Annotated in this window: 1 protein-coding gene; it reads right to left on the bottom strand. The window is 70.8% G+C overall.

Annotation, left to right across the window (positions count from 1 at the left end; translation table 11 throughout):
• On the bottom strand, nt 1-236 hold a 236-nt coding region (locus B3547_RS15345), incomplete at both ends, for an aminotransferase class III-fold pyridoxal phosphate-dependent enzyme (protein ID WP_292964472.1).

The raw sequence follows: 236 nt of genomic DNA, 5'->3' as shown, positions 1-236 counted from the left end.
TTGGCGATCCGGACGGTATCGTTGCGCGTTGCCGCCACCGTGATCGCCGCGCGGATGCGTTCGCCGATGGCGTTGGCGCGATCGTTGAGCTTTTCCTCCTCGATCACGTCCAGCACGGCGAGCGCCGCCGCCACCGCAACCGGCGAGCCGGCATAAGTACCGCCCAGTCCGCCGGGGCCGATCGCGTCCATCACCTCGGCACGGCCGATCACGCCCGACAGCGGGAAGCCGCCGGC

Origin of the sequence: Novosphingobium sp. UBA1939, assembly GCF_002336885.1 — a bacterium.
Taxonomy (GTDB): Bacteria; Pseudomonadota; Alphaproteobacteria; order Sphingomonadales; family Sphingomonadaceae; genus Novosphingobium.
This window is presented reverse-complemented; position numbering and strand designations above follow the sequence as displayed.